Below are 14,978 nucleotides of genomic sequence, written 5' to 3'. Positions count from 1 at the left end.
TACACGCCGGATCACGATACAAATGGAAGCGGAACGTCTCAACGCGATCGAAGCTCTTTTGGCGGACCTGCGCACGCGCGCGGGCGAGCTACGGGGGTATCTTTGACTACGACGTAAAAGCCCGACGGCTCGTCGAAGTCAACAGTGAACTCGAAGACCCCAACGTCTGGAACGACTCGAAGCACGCCCAGGGTCTCGGCAAGGAAAAGAAGCTCCTCGAGGGCGTGGTGCACGTGCTCGACGGTATCGAGAACGATACGCGCGACACGCAGGATCTCTTCGAGATGGCCCGCGAGGAAGGCGATGAGGACACGCTCGTCGCCATCGAAACCGACGCTCAGGCGATCGAAGCGCGCGTAGCCGACGTCGAATTCCGCCGCATGTTCGCGAATCCGGCCGACCCGAACAATGCGTTCATCGACATCCAGGCCGGTGCCGGCGGCACCGAGGCGTGCGACTGGGCTTCCATGCTGCTGCGCCAGTACGTGCGCTATTGCGAGCGCAAGGGCTTCAAGACCGAAGTGCTCGAAGAGTCCGAAGGCGACGTGGCCGGCATCAAGAGCGCGACGATCAAGGTCGAAGGCGAATACGCCTACGGGTTCCTGCGCACCGAAACCGGCATTCACCGGCTCGTGCGCAAGTCGCCGTTCGACTCGTCGGGCGGCCGCCACACGTCGTTCTCGTCGGTGTTCGTGTACCCGGAAATCGACGATTCGTTCGAGATCGAAGTCAATCCGGCCGATCTGCGCATCGACACGTACCGCGCTTCGGGCGCGGGCGGTCAGCACATCAACAAGACCGACTCCGCCGTGCGTATCACGCACGTTCCGTCGGGCATCGTCGTGCAGTGCCAGAACGACCGCTCGCAGCACCGCAACCGCGCCGAAGCCATGGCCATGCTCAAATCGCGCCTGTACGAAGCCGAAATGCGCAAACGTCAGTCGGAGCAGGACAAGCTCGAAGCGGGCAAGTCGGACGTGGGCTGGGGCCACCAGATCCGCTCCTACGTGCTCGACAACAGCCGTATCAAGGATCTGCGCACCAACGTCGAAATCAGCAACACGAAGGCCGTGCTCGACGGCGATCTCGACGCCTTCATCAGCGCAAGCCTGAAACAGGGCGTGTAAGCTTCCCGCACGCCACGGGCGCTGCAGAACACCGCACGCCGCCCTCTCCTGATGCGCCGCCCGCAACGACCGCGAGGTGCGCGGCGCGCAGCAGGAACTGAAGTCCGCTTATCTGCGCGCGATGCGCGCCGTGTCCCGCGAAGGACCATGCCGGGGCCGCAGCCCCGAAAACTCGCCGAAACACCTGCGAATCAAAGAACTCCGAGCCATCATGACCGAACCGACCCAGCAGAATGCGCCCAGCGCCGCGCCCGAACTCGACGACAACCAGATCATCGCCGAGCGCCGCGAGAAACTGCGCGCGCTGCGCGAAGCAGGCGTCGCCTATCCGAACGACTTCCGCCCGACCCACCACGCCGCCGACCTGCAGCGCGACAACGCCGACACCGACAAGGACGCGCTCGAAGCCAAGCCGCTCGAAGTGGCGATCGCCGGCCGCATGATGCTCAAGCGCGTGATGGGCAAGGCGAGCTTCGCCACCGTGCGCGACGGCTCGGGCCAGATCCAGTTCTTCATCACGCCCGCCGACGTGGGCGAAGCGACCTACGAAGCGTTCAAGAAATGGGACCTGGGCGACATCGTCGCGGCTAAAGGCGTGCTGTTCCGCACCAACAAGGGCGAGCTTTCGGTGCGCTGCACGGAACTGCGCCTGCTCTCCAAGGCGCTGCGTCCGCTGCCGGACAAGTTCCACGGCCTCGCCGACCAGGAAATGCGTTATCGCCAGCGCTATGTCGACCTGATCGTCACGCCCGAAGCGCGTCAGACGTTCCAGGCGCGCACCAAGGCGATTTCCTCCGTGCGCCGCTTCATGGCCGACTCGGGCTTCATGGAAGTCGAAACGCCGATGCTGCACCCGATCCCGGGCGGCGCCGCCGCGAAGCCGTTCGTCACGCACCACAACGCGCTCGACATGCAGATGTTCATGCGCATCGCGCCCGAGCTGTATCTCAAGCGCCTGGTCGTGGGCGGCTTCGAGCGCGTGTTCGAAATCAACCGGAATTTCCGTAACGAAGGCGTTTCGCCGCGCCACAATCCGGAATTCACGATGATGGAGTTCTACGCCGCGTACACCGACTACGCGTGGCTCATGGACTTCACCGAGCAACTGATCCGCCAGGCCGCCATCGATGCGAGCGGCACCGCCGTGCTGACGTATCAGGGCCGTGAACTCGACCTCTCGAAGCCGTTCCATCGCTTGACGATCGTCCAGGCGATCCAGAAGTACGCGCCGCAGTACACGAACGAGCAACTCGCCGACGCAGCTTTCCTGCGTGCGGAACTGAAGAAGTTCGGCGTCGACGCGAACCAGCCGCAGTTCCTGAACGCAGGCGTGGGCTCGCTGCAACTGGCGCTCTTCGAAGAGACCGCCGAGTCGCAACTGTGGGAGCCGACCTATATCATCGACTACCCCGTTGAAGTCTCGCCGCTTGCTCGCGCCTCGGACACGCTGCCGGGCATCACCGAACGCTTCGAGCTCTTCATCACGGGCCGCGAGATCGCCAACGGTTTCTCGGAGCTCAACGATCCGGAAGACCAGGCCGCGCGCTTCAAGAAGCAGGTCGAGCAGAAGGACGCAGGCGACGAGGAAGCGATGTTCTATGACGCCGACTATATCCGCGCGCTCGAGTACGGCATGCCCCCGACGGGCGGCTGCGGCATCGGTATCGACCGCCTGATCATGCTGCTCACGGACAGCGCAAGCATCCGCGACGTGATCCTCTTCCCGCACCTGCGCCGCGAAGACTAAGCGGTACATCTGCCTGACATGACGGGGCGCGTGCGGTTCATACCGCATGCGCCCCGTTTCTTTGGGGCACCTCAGCGCACACGTTTGTAACCATCGGTAAATTCTGCTGGCTAGCGCTGCGGCTGAGACGGGTACGTCAATTGCGCCCACGTGGAAAACCGCGCTGTGCAACGCTGTGCGATGAGTACGCCATGATTGCGCCCTTCTCGCCTCCCTGCCATCGCAGCACAGGGTTACAAATTGAAACGCTCACAGAATTGGATTGGCTCAAACTGGGTCTCACAAGAGAGCCAACTCTGCCAAAGACGGAGCCCGTCATGAACACAACCGATCCGACCACACCGAAACGCCGCCTTCACCCGCTTATCGCAACCGCGGCGGCGGCTGTCATCGTCGCAAGCCTTGCGGCTACCGCAGCCATCACCGGCGTTTTCCCGAAAGCTTCCAGCACCGCCGAACAGAGCGCCCAGGTTCAAACGGGCCAGACGGCCATGACGGCTTCACAGCCGCCGGTGGTCGACTCGACGAAGCCGGTGCAGGCCTCGCAATACGCGCAGAACGACCAGAATGCGCCCGCCGAACCGCAGCCCGCCCCGGCACAAGCTCAACAGCCAGCGGCCGTGCCCGTCGCCCCGCCGCAGCAATATGGCCAACAGCCCGGCCAGCCGCCGCAGCCTTCGCAGCAGCAGTACACGCAGGAAGCGCCGCCCGCCCAGCCAGCATGTTCGACGTGCGGCACGGTCGTCGCGATTTCCGAAGTCAAGCAGGAAGGTCACGGCACCGGTATCGGCGCAGTGGGCGGCGCGGTAGCTGGCGGCGTGGTCGGCAACCAGTTCGGCTCGGGTAACGGCCGCACGGCTATGACGCTGCTAGGCGCGCTGGGCGGCGGCTTCGCGGGCAACTCGGTCGAAAAGCACTTGCGCAGCTCGACGAGCTATTCGGTGCGCGTGCGTATGGAGAACGGCAAGACGCGCTACTTCACTTATCACGAGGCACCGCCGTTCCAGCAGGGCGAGCGCGTGCGCGTGGAGAACGGCACGCTCGTCGCGGGTTGATTGCGCTGAAACCGGCAACGCAATAAAAAAGGCGATTTGCCGTATTGGCAAATCGCCTTTTTCTCGTCTGCTTCGCGGACGTACCGGAAATCAGTAGTCCGCGTCTTCGATCCACGCAGCCTGGATCGCTTCGAGAATCTTCTCGTTCGAACGCGCGGGGTCGTCGTCGAAACCGTCAAGCTCAGTGATCCAGCGGTGCAGATCGGTGAAGCGCACGTACTGCGGATCCACTTCTGGATGGGTGTCCGTCAAGGCCACCGCGATGTCCTGCGTATCGGTCCATTTCATGGCTGCGCGCTCCTCCTGGTGTTCAGTGGCTCAGTGGTTTTCTTTCGCGTGGTTGATCGAGTAACGCGGAATCTCGACCACCAGGTCGTCGTTCTCCGGCACGATCGCCTGACACGACAGCCGCGACGTCGGCTCGAGTCCCCACGCCTTGTCGAGGAGATCGTCTTCGTCTTCCTCGGACGCAACGAGCGCATCGAAACCTTCGCGCACGATCACGTGACAGGTCGTGCAGGCGCACGACTTCTCGCATGCGTGCTCGATTTCGATGCCGTGTTCGAGCAGCGCGTCGCACACGCTCTCGCCCGGCTTGGCGTCGATGACCGCGCCCTCAGGGCACAGTTCGACATGAGGCAGCACCACGATTTGAGGCATTGTGATTTCCGTATCCAATAACTTTCATATCGGGCGCATGCCCCGCCTCCGACGGCGCATGTGCCCATTCTACTGTCGGTGCGCGCTCGGCCACATCGGGAAAGCACGCACGCACGCGCCGTTTGCTAACGACGCGTTCGCCTTTAAGCTGTTGAGGTTTCAGCCACGCTTTTGACCGCGCCTTCAGCCAATCTCGTCGAGCTTCTTGCCCGCCAGCGCGCGCTTGATGCCCTTGTCCATCCGACGCGCGGCAAACTCGTCGGTGCCTTCGGAAAGCGACTTCGTCGCCGCTTCGATCGCGCCGGCGTCGTCGCCCTGCGCGACTTGCGCGAGCGCGGCGATCAGCACGTCGACTTGCGCGCGCTCGGCTTCGTCGAGCAGTTCGCCATCGGCGCCCAAAGCGGCGTTCGTCGCTTCGATGATGCGTTGCGCCTCGACCTGCGCCTCGCGCAGCGCGCGGGCGCGCATGTCGACTTCGGCGGTCTTGAAGCTGTCCTCGAGCATGCGAGCCACGTCGTCATCGGCGAGGCCGTAGGACGGCTTCACCACCACCGACGCTTCCACGCCCGAGAGCTGCTCGCGCGCGAACACGGACAACAGGCCGTCCGCATCCACCTGGTAAGTCACGCGAATGCGCGCCGCGCCCGCCGCCATCGGGGGAATGCCGCGCAGCTCGAAACGCGCGAGCGAGCGACAGTCGGCGACGAGCTCGCGCTCGCCTTGCACGACGTGAATCGCCATGGCCGTCTGGCCGTCCTTGAAGGTCGTAAAGTCCTGCGCGCGCGCGACCGGAATCGTCGAATTGCGCGGGATGATCTTCTCGACGAGGCCGCCCATTGTCTCCACGCCGAGCGAAAGCGGAATGACGTCGAGCAGCAGCCAGTCGTCCTCGCCGCCGCGGTTGCCCGCGAGCAGGTCGGCCTGGATCGCGGCGCCGAGCGCGACGACCTGGTCCGGGTCCAGATTCGTGAGCGGCGCCTGGCCGAAGTGCTGCTCGACGGCGCGGCGGATCACTGGCATGCGCGTCGCGCCGCCAACCAGCACCACGCCCTTCACGTCCTTCGCGGTCACCTTGGCGTCGCGCAGCGCCTTCTTCGTCGGTGTGAGCGTGCGCTGCACGAGCGCTTGCGTGAGCGCTTCGAAGCGCGGCTCGTCGATCGTGAGCGCGATCTGTTTGCCGTTCGACAACGCCGCCTCGATACGCGCTTCGGGCGCGGACGAGAGCGCTTCCTTCGCATCGCGCACGCGGTCGAGCAACAGGCGCACGTCTTCGGGTGCGAGCGTCGCGCGCTCGATCCCTGACTGCTCCAGCGCATAAGCAAAGAGCGCGTGGTCGAAATCGTCGCCACCGAGTGCCGAATCGCCGCCGGCTGCCAGCACTTCGAACACGCCCTTCGTGAGCTTGAGAATCGACAGGTCGAACGTGCCGCCGCCGAGGTCGTAGACCGCGTAGAGGCCTTCGGCGCCGTTGTCGAGTCCGTAGGCAATCGCCGCCGCGGTCGGCTCGTTGAGCAGACGCAGCACGTTCAGTCCCGCGAGACGCGCTGCGTCCTTGGTCGCCTGGCGCTGCGCTTCGTCGAAGTACGCGGGCACCGTGATGACGGCGCCGACGAGTTCGTCGCCGAGCGTGTCTTCGGCTCGCTGGCGCAGCGTCGCGAGAATTTCGGCCGAGACTTCGACGGGGCTTTTCACGCCGTCCACGGTCTGGATCTGCACCATGCCCGGCGCGTCGACGAAGTCGTAAGGCGCGTTGGCCGCGCCTTCGACGTCGGACTTGCCGCGGCCCATGAAGCGCTTGACCGAAACGATCGTGTTGCGCGGATCGGTCGCGGCTTGCGCCTTCGCCGTGCGGCCGATGCGGCGCCCGCCATTCGCGAGATAGCGCACGACCGAGGGCAGCAGCGCGTGACCGTCTTCGTCGGGCAGCACGTCGGGCACGCCGCTGCGCACGGCCGCGACCAGCGAGTTCGTCGTGCCCAGGTCGATGCCGACGGCGAGTCGCCGCTGATGCGGCGCCGGCGCCATGCCGGGTTCGGAGATTTGCAGTAAGGCCATCTGTGTGATCTGCTTTTTAACCTGATGGGCGCGAGCGCCCGATATCCGTTTCAGCCTTCGAGACGCTCGATCTGCGAGTCGATCTCGCCCGCCACGCGCTCGATGAACATGAGCTGACGCACCGCCTCGGCCGCCGGCTGGTTCGAGCCGCTGTCGAGCAGCGCCGCGAGCTTCGTGAAGCGCACGCGTTCGTCGTCGCGCAGTTCGCCCGCAAGCGCGTCGAGCGCATCGATGTTCTTCGCGCCGACTGCGTCTTCGATCGCCTCGCGCCACTCCATCTGCTGCATGAGGAACGCGGGCTCCATCGCGGTGTTGTTCTCCGCGCCAACGTCGATACCGCGCAGATGCAGCAGATATTTCGCGCGCTTGAGCGGATCGCGCAGCGTCTGGTACGCCTCGTTCGTGCGCGTGGCCCATTGCATGGCGATGCGCTTTTGCGCCTCGCCGGCCGCGGCGAAACGGTCGGGATGCACCTGCGCCTGCACCGTGCGGTAGGCATGGTCGAGCGCGTTCGCATCGATCGCGAACTGCTCGGGCAGACCGAACAGCACGAAGTGGCTATCGGAGAGCGACCGGGAAGGCGTGGAAGGCGTGCTCATCGGCTGGAACGTTCTTGTGGGGCCATCAAAATCAAAAAGGCGGCACAGGCCGCCTTTTCACCGCTCATCGCGGGCTCAAACGCGGAAGGACTCGCCGCAGCCGCACTCGTCCTTCACATTCGGGTTGTTGAACCGGAAGCCTTCGTTCAGCCCTTCGCGCACGAAGTCGAGCTGCGTGCCGTCGATATAGGCGAGGCTCTTCGGGTCGACGATGACCTTCACGCCGTGGCTCTCGAAGACGTTGTCCTCGGGTGCGAGCTCGTCGACGTACTCGAGCTTGTACGCCAGGCCCGAGCAGCCCGTCGTGCGCACGCCAAGACGCAGGCCCACGCCCTTGCCGCGACGGGTCAGGTACTTTTGCACGTGCTGTGCCGCTTTTTCAGTCAACGTAATTGCCATAGCATCTTCGCCGCGCCTCGCGCCGCCCGGTTGGGCTTTCGCCCTTGCCTTGCGTCGCGACGCAACCCTGCTGCATCCAAAATCGTTAGTCCCAAGGCGCCGACGTCCGGCGCCGTCCTGCATCCGCTGCTGCGCTTACGCCGCGTCGGCCTTCGCTTCCGTCGTGTGACGCTGGCGATAGTCCGCAACCGCTGCCTTGATCGCGTCTTCCGCGAGAATCGAGCAGTGGATCTTCACCGGCGGCAGCGCCAGTTCTTCGGCGATCTGCGTGTTCTTGATGTCGAGCGCCTGGTCGAGCGTCTTGCCCTTCACCCACTCGGTCACGAGCGAGCTCGAAGCGATCGCCGAGCCGCAGCCGTACGTCTTGAACTTCGCGTCTTCGATCACGCCGTCCGCGCCCACGCGGATCTGCAGCTTCATCACGTCGCCGCATGCCGGCGCGCCGACCATGCCGGTGCCCACCGCGTCGTCGTCCTTCGCGAACGAGCCGACGTTGCGCGGGTTTTCGTAGTGGTCCAGAACCTTGTCGCTATATGCCATGATCACACTCCTTCAATTCGTTGGCCGCGCTGCATGCAGTGGTCTGCTCGTTGCGCTGCGGCCGGTTCGTTTTCGATGCTGACTGCGCGATGCTGCTTTAGTGCGCCGCCCACTGGATGGTCGACAGATCGATGCCGTCCTGATGCATTTCCCACAGCGGCGAAAGCTCGCGCAGCTTGGCGATCTTCGTCTTGAGCAGGTTGATGACGTAATCGACGTCCTGTTCCGTCGTGAAGCGGCCCACCGTGAAGCGGATCGAGCTGTGCGCCAGTTCGTCGTTGCGGCCGAGCGCGCGCAGCACGTACGACGGCTCGAGCGAAGCCGACGTGCAAGCCGAACCCGACGACACCGCCACGTCCTTGACCGCCATGATCAGCGACTCGCCTTCGACGAAGTTGAAGCTGATGTTCAGGTTGTGCGGGACACGCTGTTCCATGTCGCCGTTCACGTAGGTTTCTTCGATTTCCTTCAGGCCGCGCAGGAGCTTGTCGCGCAGCATGCGCACGCGCTCGTTTTCCGTGGCCATCTCTTCACGCGCGATGCGGAACGCTTCGCCCATGCCGACGATCTGGTGCGTGGCCAGCGTGCCCGAGCGCATGCCGCGCTCGTGACCGCCGCCGTGCATCTGCGCTTCGATGCGCACGCGCGGCTTGCGGCGCACGTACAGCGCGCCGATGCCCTTCGGGCCGTAGGTCTTGTGCGCCGAGAACGACATCAGGTCGACCTTGAGCTTTTGCAGGTCGATGGGCGCCTTGCCCGTGGACTGCGCAGCATCGACGTGGAAAATGATGCCCTTCTCGCGGCAGATCTCGCCGATCGTCCCGATGTCCTGGATCACGCCGATCTCGTTGTTCACGTGCATGACGGAAACGAGGATCGTGTCGGGACGCAGCGCCGCCTTGAACGCTTCGAGGTCGATCAGGCCGTCGTCCTTCACGTCCAGATAGGTGACTTCGTAGCCTTCGCGCTCGAGCTCACGGCAGGTGTCGAGCACGGCCTTGTGCTCGGTCTTCACCGTGATGATGTGCTTGCCCTTGCTCTTGTAGAAGTGCGCGGCGCCCTTGATCGCGAGGTTGTCCGATTCGGTCGCGCCGGAGGTCCAGATGATTTCACGCGGGTCGGCGTTGACGAGCGCGGCGACCTGCTCGCGCGCTTCCTCGACGGCACGCTCCGCATCCCAGCCATAGGCGTGGCTACGCGACGCCGGATTGCCGAACTGCTCGCGCAGATACGGAATCATCTTGTCCACCACGCGCGGGTCGACGGGGGTCGTCGCGCTGTAGTCCATGTAAATGGGCAGGTGGGGAATGTCGTTATTCATCTATCGCTCCGGGGAATCTTGTGTGCTGCGCTGTACTGTCTGTTTTGCCGACTGCGGCGTTCTGGCGACGCTCGAGGGAATTACGAACTCGCCATGTTGAAGATCGAGTTCGGACCCAGCGGGACTGCCCTGACCGGCTCCACCGCCGGCGCCTCGGCGCGGCGGTCACGCAGGACGGCGGGCGCGGCGCTTTCGCGGGCGCGCTGCTTGTCCACCAGATCCTTGAGTGACACCGAATCGAGGTACTCGACCATTTTCTGGTTCAGCGTCGACCAGAGTTCGTGCGTCATGCAGTGGCCGTCGTGCTGCTTGGTGCCCTCGCAGGCGCCCTTGCCGCCGCACTGCGTGGCGTCGAGCGGCTCGTCTACGGCGATGATGATGTCCGCGACGGTGACGTCCTCCGCGCGACGCGCGAGGTTGTACCCGCCGCCCGGCCCGCGGACCGATTCGACGATTTCATGACGGCGCAGCTTGCCGAACAGCTGTTCGAGGTACGACAGCGAGATATGCTGCCGCTGGCTGATACCCGCAAGCGTCACCGGGCCCTGCTCCTGGCGAAGCGCCAGGTCAATCATCGCCGTAACGGCGAAACGGCCTTTGGTGGTGAGTCTCATGATGTATGGGAACCGCAATTCTCGACAATTTTCGTCAAGTATAAATACATGACTAGTTTAGTCAAGTATCAACGTTGCGATTTGGGTTATTAAGTGCGCAGCGAATCGCAAAAATGGCGCGATTTCTGCATTCGGCAGATCCGCGCCGCTCATCTCAGTCCGCCAGTTGCGGACGCAAAGCGGCGAGCAGACCCGCGCAGGCAGCCTCGCATTGATCAAGCACCATTTCGAAGCCCGCGTCGCCACCGAAATAGGGATCGACGACCACCCGCGCCTCAGCCTGCGATGCGAACTCCATCAGCAGGCGGATCTTGTCGCGCTCGCTCGCCGGGCAGACGTCATGGAGTGCGGTCACGTTGGCGTCGTCCATTGCCACGATCAGGTCGAAACGGTGGAAATCCTCTGCGGCGATCTGCCGGGCGCGCAACGGCGCGAGATCGTAGCCGCGCCGGTTGCCGGCCCGCTGAGCGCGCTCGTCGGGGGCCTCGCCGATGTGCCAGTCACCCGTCCCCGCCGAATCGACCTCGACGCGCTCAGCCAACCCCGCTTCATCCACGAGGCGCAACATCACAGCCTCGGCCGTGGGCGAGCGGCAGATATTGCCAAGACAAACGAAGCAGACGGAAACCTTTTTCATTCGTGGGGGCTGGAGCAACGGTCGGCGTTCAGTGCGCGCAGGCGAATCTCGAATTATACAAAGCGCGCGAAACGCGCGCTGCACGGCACGTTGGCGCCAGAGCGATCATCAGATCGCGTTCGACCGCGGCAGCGGCGCGATACCGTTCATTGCCTTCACCGGCGTCTTGCCTTCGCTGCCCACGAGGCCATACGAGACGGCGCGCGCGAGTTCTGCCGTGACCTGATCGGCTGCGAGCGGCATTTGCTGCTCGGCGGTCTTCCATGCATGGACCCATGCGGTCACCGCGAGCGGCAGGATCAGCGCCAGCGGCCAGTACACCGTTATTTTCTTTCTCATGATGCGACTCTCTATCGACTGTGAAGCGACAGGTGCGGACGCACTATCGCCAGTCGAGATGATATAGAGAGTCGCAATCAGGAAAAACCCGGTCCGGACGAACACACTGTTGCGCCAGCTTAAATAGTCGGCGATCCGGTCTTGACCGATGGGCGCGCGTCAGGCCTGTTCGGCGCGCTTTGTCGTGTCCAGATGCGTGTGCCGCGCCGCGTACAACTCGCGGAACGTACGGCCGACCGGCGCGGGCATGTCGCGCCCGTTGGTCCAGCCGCGCGCGAACGGCAGCTTGCGAATGAGCCTGGCCTGCCCGCCCATGCGCTCCAGGATCCGCACGCCGAGCTTGGTGAGCAACGCGTAGGCCGTAGGATGCAGCGCGAGCCAGCCCCACGCGGCGAGCGCCGCGCGCTCGCGCCACGGGCGTAGATGCCGCTCCGTCTGCTTCTCACGCAGTTTGCGCAGCAAGTCCGAAAGCGGAATGCCCACTGGGCAGACGCTATTGCACTCGCCGCAGAGCGTAGCGGCCTGCGGAAGATCGAGCGTCTTTTCGATTCCAACATAGCTTGGCGTGAGCACAGAGCCCATCGGCCCCGGGTAGACCCAGCCATACGCATGGCCGCCCACCTTCTGATAGACCGGGCAGTGATTCATGCATGCCCCGCAACGGATACAGCGCAGCATCTCCTGGAATTCGCCACCGATCAGGCCCGTGCGACCGCCGTCCACGAGCACGACGTACATGTGCTGCGGGCCGTCCTGGTCCTCAGGTCCGCGCGGGCCAGTTAGAACCGAGAAGTAGTTCGACGTAGCCTGCCCCGTTGCCGAACGCGGCAACAGACGCATGGCGGTGGCGAGGTCTTCGAGCGTAGGCAGCACCTTCTCGATGCCCGTCACCGCCACATGCACCCGCGGCATCACGGTGCACATGCCTTCGTTGCCCTCGTTGGTCACCAGCACGACCGAGCCCGTTTCCGCCACGAGGAAGTTGCCGCCCGTCACGCCCATATCCGCCGATAGAAAATGCGGCCGCAGGACTTCACGCGCCTCACGCGTCATATCGGGGATTTCGGTCAGGCGTGGCTTGCCATGCGTCTTCGCGAACAGATCGGCGATCTCGTCCTTGTCCTTGTGGACGACGGGCGCAATGATGTGGCTCGGCGGCTCGTTGTCATTGATCTGCAGGATGTATTCGCCCAGATCGGTCTCGATGGACTGCACGCCCATTTCCGCGAGCACCGTATTGAGGCGCATTTCCTCTGAAACCATCGACTTGGTCTTGATGACCTTGTGCACGTCGTGGCGGCGCGCGATGTCCGCGACCAGCTTTGCAGCGTCTTGCGCCGTTTCCGCGTAGAGCACGGTCACCCCGCGCCGCGTTGCCTGCGTTTCAAACTGCTCGAGCCAGACATCGAGATTCTCGAGCGCACGGTTGCGGCGCGCCTTGAGCGCCGCGCGCGTGGCAGGGAAATCGATCGCGGTGATCGCCTCGGCACGCGCCGAGACGAACTTGGTCGAGAGTTTCTTGAGGTTTTGCTGCAGACGCTGATCGGCCAGCTTCTGACCGGCGCGCGCCTTGAACTGCATCGATTGGACTTGCATGGCGTGTGGGCGATGTTGTGCGGTGTTCGGCGAGGTCTGGGCTATTCATGCATTCCGCGCAGAAGGCGCGACGGCAACCAGCGGCGCATCACACGTCGCCTGCCAGCACCTGCGCGATGTGCAGCACGCGCGTGGCGGTGTCACCGGTACGGCGCAGACGGCCTTCGATGTTCAGCATGCAGCCGAGGTCGCCGAGCACCACTGCACCCGTCCCGCTCGCCTGTACATTTGCGCATTTTTCGTCTGCAATGGCCGTCGAGATGTCGCCGTACTTCAAGGCAAACGTGCCGCCGAAGCCGCAGCAGTGCTCGCAGTCCTTCATCTCGTGCACTTCGACGCCGCGCTGCGCGAGCAACACGCGCGGCTGTGCCTTCACGCCAAGTTCGCGTAGGCCCGAGCACGAGTCGTGATAAGTCACCGGCCCGCTGAACTCCCCTTGCGGCAGCGTGACCTTTGCGACGTTGACGAGAAAATCCGTCAGTTCGTAGACGCGCTCGCGCAACTTGCCGAAACGCGCCATTAACTCCGGATCATCGCGAAACAGATCGCCATAGTGGACACGGATCATGCCGCCGCAAGACCCCGATGGGACGACGAGATAGTCGAACTGCTCGAATTCGCGCAGCGTCTTTTCCGCGAGATCACGCGCAAGCGCTCGCTCGCCCGAGTTGTAGGCTGGCTGGCCGCAACAGGTTTGCGCAGGCGGCACGACGACTTCATAGCCTGCATCTTCGAGCAATTTGAGCGTCGAAAAACCAATTTCCGGACGCATCGTGTCGATGAGGCACGTGACGAACAAACCGACTCGCATGGGGACTCCTCGTTAAAACCGTCCCCGATTATCCGCTGTTTCGCCGCGACGACCAACGCGGGTCTGCATCACCTCACCGACCGTGCGAGATGCCGCAGTGCAGCGAAAGCCTCGGCCTTACGGCTTACTTTTTTCACAATACGAGATACAATGCTTTTTCCGTCTCAAGTGTCAAACGAATCTGAACTCATGAGCGACACCCATCCGGATCCGAAGACCTCGATTCAGGTAATCGAGCGCATGATGCGCCTGCTGGATGCACTGGCCGCGCACAGCGACCCTGTCAGCCTGAAGGAACTTGCGCAACGCACCGAACTGCATCCTTCGACTGCGCATCGCATCCTGAACGATATGGTGAGCTGCCGTCTCGTTGACCGCTCCGATCCTGGCACGTACCGGCTTGGCATGCGGCTGCTCGAACTCGGCAACCTCGTGAAAGCGCGGCTTTCCGTGCGCGACGCGGCGCTCACGCCGATGCGCGAACTGCACCGCCTCACGGGCCAGACCGTCAATCTCTCCGTGCGCCAGGGCGACGAAATCGTCTATATCGAACGCGCCTATTCGGAGCGCTCGGGCATGCAGGTGGTGCGCGCCATTGGCGGCCGCGCCCCCCTGCACCTCACTTCGGTCGGCAAGCTCTTTCTCGCCGCCGACGAAGCGAACCGCGTGCGCGCCTACGCCACGCGCACCGGCCTTTCGGGCCACACGCGCAACAGCATTACCGACCTCGGACGGCTCGAGCGCGAACTCGCCCACGTACGCCAGCAATTCTGCGCACGTGACAACGAAGAACTCGAACTGGGCGTGCGCTGCATCGCAGCCGGCATCTACGACGACACCGGCAAACTGGTGGCAGGCCTTTCGCTCTCGGCACCCGCGGACCGCCTGCAGGATTCGTGGCTCGGCCAGTTGAGCAAGACCGCGCTCACGATTTCGGAGTCGCTGGGCTACCACGCGGAGCCCGCTGAAGGCAACGTGCAGCCCGCATGAAGTCAGGGCGAAGCAGAATCAAGAAGAGCGGAGGCGTGACCTCCGCTTTTTTTTGCTCGCCGCCTGGCTCACGCAAACAGTTCATCGAGCTTCCGGTTCAGCTTCGTGTCGAGGTTGCGCGCTTCTTTTGCCAGATTCACCTGCCTTACCGTTCGCGTCGTTTCCAGCAGCGCTGAGTCGATGCTGTATCCGTCGCGCCCGTTCAGCCACGTCAGAATGTCGCCAAGGTGCCATAGCGACGGTTTACCCTCATGCACGGGCTGGGGAAATTCCGCCGCGTGCCCGAGCATCTGCTTACGCATGTTCTGGCGCGACATGCCGGTCAAGTCGGCGGCATCGCGCGCGCTGAAACCAGGCGGGATTGGGCACCAGGTCATCGCTCACCGAGCCATGTTGCCGACGAACCAAACGACGAGGCAGTCGGCCGTTCGTCATAGGACGAGCGGCACGCGCCAGAAAGCAAAACGCCCCGCAGTTGCGGGGCGTTG

The 14,978-nt window shown here is 63.8% G+C and carries 17 protein-coding genes; 4 read left to right on the top strand and 13 right to left on the bottom strand.

What is annotated here, in order from left to right; translation table 11 throughout:
- Positions 1 to 22: 22 nt before the first annotated feature.
- The 3 genes from prfB (at position 23) to L0U83_RS05645 (ending at position 3,929) form a co-directional block, all read left to right on the top strand.
- A protein-coding gene (prfB, locus tag L0U83_RS05655; protein WP_201697250.1) for a peptide chain release factor 2 occupies positions 23 to 1,127 on the top strand; the annotation gives its coding sequence in 2 pieces (ribosomal slippage) (positions 23 to 103 and positions 105 to 1,127; 1,104 coding nt in all).
- 211 nt (positions 1,128 to 1,338) lie between these two features.
- A complete protein-coding gene (lysS, locus tag L0U83_RS05650; protein ID WP_233881330.1) occupies positions 1,339 to 2,874 on the top strand; it encodes a lysine--tRNA ligase in 1,536 nt (511 codons plus the stop codon).
- 317 nt (positions 2,875 to 3,191) lie between these two features.
- Entirely contained in the window at positions 3,192 to 3,929 is a 738-nt protein-coding gene (locus L0U83_RS05645; protein WP_233881329.1) for a glycine zipper 2TM domain-containing protein, read from the top strand.
- 90 nt (positions 3,930 to 4,019) lie between these two features.
- On the opposite strand, the gene iscX is transcribed toward L0U83_RS05645, so the two are convergent.
- From iscX to L0U83_RS05585, 12 genes are all read right to left on the bottom strand, one after another.
- The gene (gene iscX, locus L0U83_RS05640; protein WP_233881328.1) at positions 4,020 to 4,217 is read right to left on the bottom strand and encodes a Fe-S cluster assembly protein IscX; all 198 of its coding nucleotides are present in this window, start codon (positions 4,215 to 4,217) and stop codon (positions 4,020 to 4,022) included.
- Positions 4,218 to 4,247: 30 nt separating this feature from the next.
- Complete coding sequence (gene fdx, locus L0U83_RS05635; RefSeq protein WP_233881327.1) at positions 4,248 to 4,589, bottom strand: ISC system 2Fe-2S type ferredoxin; 342 nt, start codon at positions 4,587 to 4,589, stop codon at positions 4,248 to 4,250.
- Positions 4,590 to 4,772: 183 nt separating this feature from the next.
- The gene (gene hscA, locus L0U83_RS05630; protein ID WP_233881326.1) at positions 4,773 to 6,644 is read right to left on the bottom strand and encodes a Fe-S protein assembly chaperone HscA; all 1,872 of its coding nucleotides are present in this window, start codon (positions 6,642 to 6,644) and stop codon (positions 4,773 to 4,775) included.
- 50 nt (positions 6,645 to 6,694) lie between these two features.
- Entirely contained in the window at positions 6,695 to 7,243 is a 549-nt protein-coding gene (gene hscB, locus L0U83_RS05625; protein WP_233881325.1) for a Fe-S protein assembly co-chaperone HscB, read from the bottom strand.
- Positions 7,244 to 7,318: 75 nt separating this feature from the next.
- Positions 7,319 to 7,642 carry an iron-sulfur cluster assembly protein IscA gene (gene iscA / locus L0U83_RS05620; protein ID WP_028210067.1) on the bottom strand — a complete coding sequence of 108 codons (324 nt, stop codon included), beginning with the start codon at positions 7,640 to 7,642 and terminating at the stop codon, positions 7,319 to 7,321.
- A 135-nt stretch (positions 7,643 to 7,777) separates the two neighbouring features.
- Positions 7,778 to 8,182: a Fe-S cluster assembly scaffold IscU gene (gene iscU / locus L0U83_RS05615; RefSeq protein ID WP_028216879.1), complete on the bottom strand. Its 405-nt coding sequence runs from the start codon at positions 8,180 to 8,182 to the stop codon at positions 7,778 to 7,780.
- 97 nt (positions 8,183 to 8,279) lie between these two features.
- Entirely contained in the window at positions 8,280 to 9,503 is a 1,224-nt protein-coding gene (locus L0U83_RS05610; protein WP_233881324.1) for an IscS subfamily cysteine desulfurase, read from the bottom strand.
- An 80-nt stretch (positions 9,504 to 9,583) separates the two neighbouring features.
- The gene (gene iscR / locus L0U83_RS05605) at positions 9,584 to 10,117 is read right to left on the bottom strand and encodes a Fe-S cluster assembly transcriptional regulator IscR (RefSeq protein ID WP_233881323.1); all 534 of its coding nucleotides are present in this window, start codon (positions 10,115 to 10,117) and stop codon (positions 9,584 to 9,586) included.
- Between the two features lie 154 nt (positions 10,118 to 10,271).
- On the bottom strand, positions 10,272 to 10,754 hold the full coding sequence (locus L0U83_RS05600) for a low molecular weight protein-tyrosine-phosphatase (protein WP_233881322.1): 483 nt from the start codon (positions 10,752 to 10,754) through the stop codon (positions 10,272 to 10,274).
- A 108-nt stretch (positions 10,755 to 10,862) separates the two neighbouring features.
- Positions 10,863 to 11,093, bottom strand: coding sequence for a hypothetical protein (locus L0U83_RS05595; protein WP_233881321.1), 231 nt, complete (start codon positions 11,091 to 11,093; stop codon positions 10,863 to 10,865).
- Between the two features lie 159 nt (positions 11,094 to 11,252).
- Positions 11,253 to 12,689: a lactate utilization protein B gene (locus L0U83_RS05590; RefSeq protein ID WP_233881320.1), complete on the bottom strand. Its 1,437-nt coding sequence runs from the start codon at positions 12,687 to 12,689 to the stop codon at positions 11,253 to 11,255.
- A gap of 88 nt (positions 12,690 to 12,777) precedes the next feature.
- Positions 12,778 to 13,500, bottom strand: coding sequence for a (Fe-S)-binding protein (locus L0U83_RS05585; protein ID WP_233881319.1), 723 nt, complete (start codon positions 13,498 to 13,500; stop codon positions 12,778 to 12,780).
- A 189-nt stretch (positions 13,501 to 13,689) separates the two neighbouring features.
- On the opposite strand from L0U83_RS05585, the gene L0U83_RS05580 reads away from it, so the two are divergent.
- Entirely contained in the window at positions 13,690 to 14,490 is an 801-nt protein-coding gene (locus L0U83_RS05580; protein WP_233881318.1) for an IclR family transcriptional regulator, read from the top strand.
- 68 nt (positions 14,491 to 14,558) lie between these two features.
- Here L0U83_RS05580 and L0U83_RS05575 read toward each other — a convergent pair whose 3' ends face one another.
- Positions 14,559 to 14,807, bottom strand: a complete 249-nt coding sequence (locus L0U83_RS05575; RefSeq protein WP_233881317.1) for a hypothetical protein — start codon at positions 14,805 to 14,807, stop codon at positions 14,559 to 14,561.
- Positions 14,808 to 14,978 lie beyond the last annotated feature (171 nt).

The sequence above is a fragment of the Paraburkholderia flagellata genome, assembly GCF_021390645.1.
Taxonomy (GTDB): domain Bacteria; phylum Pseudomonadota; class Gammaproteobacteria; order Burkholderiales; family Burkholderiaceae; genus Paraburkholderia; species Paraburkholderia flagellata.
Note: the sequence above shows the minus strand (reverse complement) of the source record. Positions and strands in the feature narration are given on the sequence as shown.

Bases quoted from the DNA above. Each gene is read 5' to 3' on its own strand.
- lysS (WP_233881330.1), top strand. From the start codon at position 1,339: ATGACCGAACCGACCCAGCAGAATGCGCCCAGCGCCGCGCCCGAACTC.
- L0U83_RS05645 (WP_233881329.1), top strand. From the start codon at position 3,192: ATGAACACAACCGATCCGACCACACCGAAACGCCGCCTTCACCCGCTT.
- iscX (WP_233881328.1), bottom strand. From the start codon at position 4,217: ATGAAATGGACCGATACGCAGGACATCGCGGTGGCCTTGACGGACACC.
- fdx (WP_233881327.1), bottom strand. From the start codon at position 4,589: ATGCCTCAAATCGTGGTGCTGCCTCATGTCGAACTGTGCCCTGAGGGC.
- hscA (WP_233881326.1), bottom strand. From the start codon at position 6,644: ATGGCCTTACTGCAAATCTCCGAACCCGGCATGGCGCCGGCGCCGCAT.
- hscB (WP_233881325.1), bottom strand. From the start codon at position 7,243: ATGAGCACGCCTTCCACGCCTTCCCGGTCGCTCTCCGATAGCCACTTC.
- iscA (WP_028210067.1), bottom strand. From the start codon at position 7,642: ATGGCAATTACGTTGACTGAAAAAGCGGCACAGCACGTGCAAAAGTAC.
- iscU (WP_028216879.1), bottom strand. From the start codon at position 8,182: ATGGCATATAGCGACAAGGTTCTGGACCACTACGAAAACCCGCGCAAC.
- L0U83_RS05610 (WP_233881324.1), bottom strand. From the start codon at position 9,503: ATGAATAACGACATTCCCCACCTGCCCATTTACATGGACTACAGCGCG.
- iscR (WP_233881323.1), bottom strand. From the start codon at position 10,117: ATGAGACTCACCACCAAAGGCCGTTTCGCCGTTACGGCGATGATTGAC.
- L0U83_RS05600 (WP_233881322.1), bottom strand. From the start codon at position 10,754: ATGAAAAAGGTTTCCGTCTGCTTCGTTTGTCTTGGCAATATCTGCCGC.
- L0U83_RS05595 (WP_233881321.1), bottom strand. From the start codon at position 11,093: ATGAGAAAGAAAATAACGGTGTACTGGCCGCTGGCGCTGATCCTGCCG.
- L0U83_RS05590 (WP_233881320.1), bottom strand. From the start codon at position 12,689: ATGCAAGTCCAATCGATGCAGTTCAAGGCGCGCGCCGGTCAGAAGCTG.
- L0U83_RS05585 (WP_233881319.1), bottom strand. From the start codon at position 13,500: ATGCGAGTCGGTTTGTTCGTCACGTGCCTCATCGACACGATGCGTCCG.
- L0U83_RS05580 (WP_233881318.1), top strand. From the start codon at position 13,690: ATGAGCGACACCCATCCGGATCCGAAGACCTCGATTCAGGTAATCGAG.
- L0U83_RS05575 (WP_233881317.1), bottom strand. From the start codon at position 14,807: ATGTCGCGCCAGAACATGCGTAAGCAGATGCTCGGGCACGCGGCGGAA.